General features: G+C 70.5%; 5 protein-coding genes. All 5 read right to left on the bottom strand.

Annotated features, from left to right (window positions below):
• On the bottom strand, positions 1-477 hold a 477-nt coding region (locus IEZ19_RS33945; RefSeq protein WP_189315188.1), incomplete at its 3' end, for an NAD(P)-binding domain-containing protein.
• Between the two features lie 119 nt (positions 478-596).
• On the bottom strand, positions 597-1,121 hold the full coding sequence (gene ilvN, locus IEZ19_RS33940; protein ID WP_189315186.1) for an acetolactate synthase small subunit: 525 nt from the start codon (positions 1,119-1,121) through the stop codon (positions 597-599).
• Between the two features lie 18 nt (positions 1,122-1,139).
• Positions 1,140-2,993, bottom strand: coding sequence for an acetolactate synthase large subunit (locus IEZ19_RS33935; protein WP_189315184.1), 1,854 nt, complete (start codon positions 2,991-2,993; stop codon positions 1,140-1,142).
• 241 nt (positions 2,994-3,234) lie between these two features.
• Positions 3,235-6,273 carry a putative bifunctional diguanylate cyclase/phosphodiesterase gene (locus tag IEZ19_RS33930; protein ID WP_189315182.1) on the bottom strand — a complete coding sequence of 1,013 codons (3,039 nt, stop codon included), beginning with the start codon at positions 6,271-6,273 and terminating at the stop codon, positions 3,235-3,237.
• Between the two features lie 375 nt (positions 6,274-6,648).
• Entirely contained in the window at positions 6,649-7,614 is a 966-nt protein-coding gene (locus tag IEZ19_RS33925; protein ID WP_189315180.1) for a 2-hydroxyacid dehydrogenase, read from the bottom strand.
• Between the last annotated feature and the right edge of the window lie 29 nt (positions 7,615-7,643).

Genomic DNA, 7,643 nt, shown 5'->3' with positions numbered 1-7,643 from the left:
TCCGGTCGCGTCCTGCTCGACGGCGGCGATCGCCGGGACGCCGCGGCCCTCCTCGTACTGGCGGCGCACCAGGTGACCCGGGCCCTTAGGAGCGACCAGGGCGACGTCCACACCGGCCGGGGGCTTGATGAGGCCGAAGCGGATGTTGAAGCCGTGGGCGAAGAACAGCGCGTCGCCGTCCTTCAGGTTCGGGGCGATGGACTCCTCGTACACCTGGCCCTGGATCGGGTCCGGGATGAGGATCATGATGACGTCGGCCTCGGCCGCGGCCTCCGCAGGCGTCACCACGCGCAGGCCCTGCTCCTCGGCCTTGGCCTTGGACTTGGAGCCCTCGTGCAGACCGACGCGCACGTCGACACCGGAGTCGCGCAGCGACAGGGCGTGCGCGTGGCCCTGGCTGCCGTAGCCGATGACCGCGACCTTGCGGCCCTGGATGATGGACAGGTCGGCGTCAGCGTCGTAGAACAGCTCGGCCACTTTGGGTTCTCTCCTTGGTGTGCAGGTGTTGCGTCCCACCGTATGCCGGTGGGGGGAACGGAGGATGCGGGGTCTCGGCATACGGGCGACCGGTGTCCCCCGGTCGCCCGAACGCGTCGTTATGCGGACCGGTCGAGGGCACGCAGCGACCGGTCGGTGATCGAACGGGCACCGCGTCCGATCGCGATGGTGCCGGACTGGACCAGCTCCTTGATGCCGAACGGCTCCAGCATCTTGAGCATGGCCGACAGCTTCTCGCCGCTGCCGGTGGCCTCGACGGTGACGGCCTCCGGGGAGACGTCGACGGTCTTGGCGCGGAACAGCTGGACGATCTCGACGATCTGGGAGCGCGTCTCGTTGTCGGCGCGCACCTTCACCAGAACGAGTTCGCGCTGAACGGCCTGACCCGGCTCCAGTTCGACGATCTTCAGCACGTTGACGAGCTTGTTGAGCTGCTTGGTCACCTGCTCGAGCGGCAGGTCCTCGACGCCCACCACGATGGTGATGCGGGAGATGTCGGGGTGCTCGGTGACGCCGACCGCGAGCGAGTCGATGTTGAAGCCGCGGCGGGAGAACAGGGCGGCGATCCGGGCGAGGATGCCCGGCGTGTTCTCCACCAGGACGGAGAGCGTGTGCTTGGACATATCTCTGGTCTTCCTCGCTCAGTCGTCTTCGTTGTCGCCGAAGTCGGGGCGGACGTCCCGGGCGGCCATGATCTCGTCGTTGGAGGTGCCCGCGGCGACCATCGGCCAGACCATCGCGTCCTGGTGGACGATGAAGTCCACCACGACCGGTCGGTCGTTGATCGAGTTCGCCTCCTCGATGACCTTGTCCAGGTCCTCCGGCCGCTCGCAGCGGATCGCGTAGCAGCCCATCGCCTCCGACAGCCTCACGAAGTCCGGCACGCGGGTACCGGCGCTCGGCTGCTTGCCGTCCGCCCCGGGGCCGGAGTGCAGCACGGTGTTGGAGTACCGCTGGTTGTAGAACAGGGTCTGCCACTGGCGGACCATCCCGAGGGCGCCGTTGTTGATGATGGCGACCTTGATCGGGATGTTGTTCAGGGTGCAGGTGGTCAGTTCCTGATTGGTCATCTGGAAGCAGCCGTCGCCGTCGATCGCCCAGACCGTACGGTCCGGGGCGCCGGCCTTGGCGCCCATGGCGGCCGGAACCGCGTAGCCCATGGTTCCGGCGCCGCCGGAGTTCAGCCAGGTGGCGGGCCTGTCGTACTGGATGAAGTGCGCGGCCCACATCTGGTGCTGGCCGACACCCGCGGCGAAGACCGAGCCCTCGGGCGCCAGCTGGCCGATGCGCTCGATGACCTGCTGCGGGGACAGCGAGCCGTCCTCGGGCTGGTCGTAGCCGAGCGGGTAGGTGTCGCGCCAGCGGTTGAGGTCCTTCCACCAGGCGGTGTAGTCGCCCCGGTGGCCCTCGCTGTGTTCCTTCTGCACGGCCTGGACCAGGTCGGCGATGACCTCGCGCGCGTCACCGACGATGGGCACGTCGGCGTCGCGGTTCTTGCCGATCTCGGCGGGGTCGATGTCGGCGTGGACGATCTTGGCGTACGGGGCGAAGCTGTCCAGCTTGCCGGTGACGCGATCGTCGAAGCGGGCTCCGAGGGCGACGATCAGGTCGGCCTTCTGCAGCGCGGTGACGGCGGTGACCGAACCGTGCATGCCCGGCATTCCCACGTGCAGCTTGTGGCTGTCGGGGAACGCGCCGAGCGCCATCAGGGTGGTGGTGACGGGCGCTCCGGTGAGCTCGGCGAGAACCTTGAGCTCCGCGGTGGCGTGCGCCTTGAGGACGCCACCACCGACGTACAGGACGGGCCGCTTCGCGGAGGTGATCAGCTTGGCGGCCTCGCGGATCTGCTTGGCGTGCGGCTTGGTGACGGGCCGGTAGCCGGGCAGGTCCAAGATGGGGGGCCAGGAGAACGTGGTCTGCGCCTGCAGCGCGTCCTTGGCGATGTCCACCAGGACCGGGCCCGGCCGGCCGGTGGACGCGATGTGGAAGGCCTGCGCGATCACCCGCGGGATGTCCTCGGCCTTGGTGACCAGGAAGTTGTGCTTGGTGATCGGCATGGTGATGCCGACGATGTCCGCTTCCTGGAAGGCGTCCGTGCCGATCGCCTTCGAGGTGACCTGGCCGGTGATCGCCACGATCGGCACCGAGTCCATGTGCGCGTCGGCGATGGGCGTGACCAGGTTCGTCGCACCCGGTCCCGACGTCGCCATGCAGACGCCGACCTTGCCGGTGGCCTGCGCGTACCCGGTGGCCGCGTGTCCGGCGCCCTGCTCGTGGCGGACCAGGACGTGGCGGACCCTGGTGGAGTCCATCAGCGGGTCGTAGGCGGGCAGGATCGCACCGCCCGGAATGCCGAATACCGTGTCGGCGCCGACCTCCTCGAGCGAACGGATGAGGGACTGCGCGCCCGTGACGTGCTCGACGGGGGCGGACTGCTGTCCTCCGGAACGGGGCCGCGGCTGCGGCTGGTGGGCCCCGGTGGCCTGCTCGGTCATCGGCATTCTCTTCTCGATGCTGAGGGTTTTTGCGAAGTTCGTGCGGTGTGCGGCTGTTGTCCGCATGGTGCCTGTGCAACAAAAAACCCCTCGTGCCGCAAGGCAAGCGAGGGGAGCGCGCCGGTGTGGTCGCTAGGTTCCGGATCGTCCTCCGGTGTGTCCCAGCTCAGCCGACGCGCTGTCCAAGTACGAGAATTCGGGTGCGCATGGCACTGACCCTCCCCCCGGCACGCACCACGTGTCAAGTGGGTGGGACGGGAGTCTCATTATGTGAGCGAAGGGCACTGCCGCCTCCGAAGACAGCGGGAACACCTCCGGTGTACACCCGACTGGCCCCGCCCGCGAACGCCGGTTCGACCGGTCCGTGCGGGACCGGACAGCGGCCGGATCCGAGCGCCGTGCGCAGCCGGTACTCGTCCAGCGGGCCGGCGAACGCCATGCCCTGGCCGTGGGTGCAGCCCATCGCGCGCAGGGCGACGACCTGCTCCGGGAGGTCCACGCCCTCGGCCACGGACTGCAGCCCGAGGTCGGCGGCGATCCGGAGCAGCCCGCTGGTGATCTTGTGCAGCCGCGCGGACTCGACGACGCCCTCGACCAGGCCACGGTCGAGTTTCAGCACGTCGACGGGGAGCCGCCGCAGTGCCGTGATCGCTGCATAGCCGTTGCCGAAGCCGTCCAGCGAGATCCGGACGCCCAGTCGCCTGAGGGTGGCCAGCCGCCGCTCCAGGTCGTCCAGGGAGACCCGGGGGTCGGTGTCGGCCAGCTCGATCACCAGCGACCCCGACGGCAGCCCGTGCCGGGTCAGCAGGGCCTCCACCGAACCCAGCGGCATCGACCGGTCCAGGAGCCGCCGGGCGCCCATCCGGACGGCCACGGGGACGGCGAGTCCGGTCGCGGCGCGCTCGGCCGCCTGTTCCACGGCCTCCTCGAGGATCCAGCGGTCCAGCTCCGCGGTCTTGTCGCAGTCCTCGGCGACCCGCAGGAACTCGGCCGGCGTGAACAGCACCCCCTGCGAGGAGCGCCAGCGCGCCTGGGCGGAGACCGACGTGATCCGGCCGCTCTCGAGGCACACCACGGGCTGGTGCAGCAGCGCGAACTCGCCGTCGTGCAGCGCGGCCCGCAGCCGGGTGGCCAGCTCCGCCTTGCGTACGACGTCCTGCTGCATCTGCGGCTTGTACAGCTCGACCCGGCCCTTGCCCGCCGACTTGGCCCGGTACATGGCCAGGTCGGCGTTGCGCAGCAACTCGCCTGCGCCCAGGCCCTGTTCGGCGAAGGCGACGCCGATGGAGGCGTTCACGCGGACATCGTTGCCGCCGATGACGTACGGCTGGGAGAGGGTGGTCCTGAGGCGGTCGGCGAGCTCCAGGATGTGCCGCTCCCTGGCACTGCGGTCACGGGTGGTGGTGCCGTCCCCGACGATCAGGGCCGCGAACTCGTCGCCGCCCAGCCGGGAGGCGGTGTCCCCGTGCCGTACCGCCTCGTGGAGTCTGCGGGCGGCCTGGACGAGCAGCTCGTCCCCGGCCTGGTGCCCGATGGTGTCGTTGACGGCCTTGAACCCGTCCAGGTCGATGAAGAGGACCGCCGTACCGCGCACATGTGCGCCGCGGTCGGAGGCGCGGCGGCCGGACAGGGCCTGCTGAACGCGCTTGGTGAAGAGGGCGCGGTTGGGCAGGTCGGTGAGCGGGTCGTGCTCGGCGTTGTGCTGGAGCTGCGCCTGCAGGCGCACTCTTTCGGTCACGTCCCGGCTGTTGAAGATGAGGCCACCGTGATGGCGGTTGACGGTCGACTCGACGTTGAGCCAGCCGCCCCCGCCGGAGCGGAAGCGGCACTCGATGCGGGTGGTCGGCTCCTCGAGCGGGTTGGCGGCGAGGAAGCGGCGCACCTCGTGCACCACGCTGCCCAGGTCCTCCGGATGGATCAGCTGGGCCAGCTCCGAGCCCACCAGTTCCTCCGCCGTACGGCCGTAGACCCCGGCGGCGGCCGGGGAGACGTAGCGCAGGACGCCGTTGGGCGCGGCGATCATGATGACGTCGCTCGAGCCCTGCACCAGGGAGCGGAAGTGGTTCTCCTTCTGGGCCAGTTCCTGGGTGAGGGTGATGTTGTCGAGCAGCATGATGCCCTGGCGCACGACGAGCGCCAGCACCACGCAGCCGGCGGTGATCAGCACCACGTGGTCGGGACTGCGGCCGTTGAGGACGTTGTACAGGATGCCCAGCGTGCACACGGCCGCGGCGAGATACGGCGTGAGCGCGGCGAGGGAGCCGGTGAGGGGCCGGCCGGCCGGATACCGGCCGGTGTCACCGCCCGGGAGGGGTGCGGGCTCGTGGGGCGGGGTGCCGCTCCGCGGCCGGGGCAGTTGCTCGTGGACCACGCGCGCGTGCCCGTGCGGGACGTGCCGGTCCGCGGGGTACGGCTCGACGTCCCGCCGGCCCCGGTGCCGAGGAGCGGCCCAGGGGGCGTACGCGAGGAGCAGCGAGCCGGCGAACCAGCCCGCGTCGAGCAGCTGGCCGGAGTGGTAGCTGCTGTGCAGCAGCGGCGAGGTGAACAGGGCGTCGCACATCACGGTCAGGGCGAGCGCGCCGATCGCGGTGTTCACCCCGGTGCGGTTGCCCGTTGCACGCCTGAAATGCAGGGCGAGCACCATGCTGACCAAGGCGATGTCCAGCAGCGGGTACGCCAGCGACAGCGCTGTGTGCGCCACGCTGGGTCCGTCGAACCGGGCGGCCTGCGCGAGCGCCAGGCTCCACGACAGGGTCAGCAGCGAACCCCCGATCAGCCAGGCGTCCAGGGCCAGACAGATCCAGCCCGCCTTCGTCACCGGCCGCTTGGCGAGGACCAGGAGGCCCACGATGGCGGGCGGCGCGAAGCACAGGAAGAACAGGTCGGCGTAGCTGGGGCTGGGCACGGGTCGCTCAAGGACGACCTCGTACCACCCCCAGACCGCGTTGCCCAGGGCCGCCATCGCCGAGGAGAGGGCGAACAGCAGCCAGGCGGGTCGAAAGCGGACCCGCGGGCCGCGCGCGTAGAAGAGACAGGAGACGGCGGCGGTGCCCGCCGCCGCGGTCAGCCCGAAGTCACCCATGATCAGCGCGACTTCTTCCGAACCCCAGCCGAACGCGGACCCGACGGCGTAGGCCGCGCACACGAGGGCCAGGGCGAGCTGGTGGACCAGGGCGGACCCGCCGCCCAGGACCGGCGGACGGGTCGGCGGTGCGCCCGCCGGAGGCCGCGCCCGCAGCGCTCCGTCGAGGGTGGTCGTCAGGGTCGGCGGCGAGCTCACCGGTCCCTCCCGGTCCGCGCCGCTCCCGGGTCCCGCGGATCCCGGTGCGCTGGGTGCGCATGCCTTCTGCGTCCGTTGTGCCTGCGGTGGTGATGACCGGTGTGGTGGCCGCGTCTGTGCGCAGCCGTGTGCCAGGGCCACCGCCGACGGCCCCGCCGCGTCGGATCGTTCGTCCATAGGCCGTGCATCGTCCGTCGCCCCCCTCACACATCTGAAATGTCGATCCCCGGCGCCGAACGGTACGCGGCGCAGCCCCTGTCGGGACGATACACCAGTCTCGTCACTCAGGGACATAGGTTCTCTACGCTCAGTAACGGCTAGAGGTGTGCATCTACGGTCCGCGCCCGAAAGATTGCGGATGGTGTCCGAAGCGGATTACACGCTCGTCGCCGATCCCGTCGTAAGGATCACGTTGCGCAACGGCTCCCGGTTCACGAACCGGCTCAGCTGGTCGGCCACGAGCCGCTTGGCGCGCGGCAGGAAGGCGGAGGTGGGTCCGCCCACGTGCGGGCTGATCAGCACGCCGGGCGCCTGCCACAGGGGATGCGCCGGGGGCAGCGGCTCCGGATCCGTGACGTCGAGGGCCGCGCCGATCCGGCCGTTCTCCAGCTCCATGAGCAGGGCCTTGGTGTCGACGACGGGGCCGCGGGCGACGTTGACCAGCAACGCTCCGTCCTTCATGTGCGCGAGAAAGCCGGCGTCGACCAGGCCCCGGGTGGTGTCGTTCAGGGGCGTGGAGAGGATGACCACGTCCGCTTCCGGGAGCAGTGCGGGCAGATCGGTGAACGAGTGCACCGGACCGCGCGCCGTGGTGCGCTCGGAGCGCGCGACGCGCGCCACCCGCGCGACCTCGAAGGGCACGAGCCGGTCCTCGATGGCGGAGCCGATGGCGCCGTAGCCGACGATGAGGACGTTCTTGTCGGCGAGGGCGGGGTGGAACTCGCCCTGCCAGCGGCCCTGTTGCTGGGCCCGGACGAACTTCGGGATGCCGCGCAGGGAGGCGAGGGTCAGGGTGAGCGCGAGCTCGGCGGTGCTCGCCTCGTGCACCCCGCGGGCGTTGCACAGCCGCACGCCGGGCACGAGGGAGGAGAGCGCCGCGGTGATGTCGTCCACGCCGGCGGTGAGGGTCTGGACGACCTGGAGGTTGCGCATCCGCTCCAGGGGGCGCACCTTGACGGTCTGGCGCTTCATGTACGGCACCACGTAGACGACGCAGTCGGCGGGGTCGCCCGGGAACTCCTGCGCGCCGTCGTCGCCGCCGTCCCAGAACAGGTAGTTGAGCCCCTGCGGGAGGCCGTCGATCTCGTCCGGAGGGATGGGAAGCCATACGTCTGCAGTCATGGTCAGGAGGCTATGTCAGGGCTACGGGA

It is taken from the genome of Streptomyces brasiliensis, assembly GCF_014647875.1.
Classification (GTDB): domain Bacteria; phylum Actinomycetota; class Actinomycetes; order Streptomycetales; family Streptomycetaceae; genus Streptomyces; species Streptomyces brasiliensis.
This window is presented reverse-complemented; position numbering and strand designations above follow the sequence as displayed.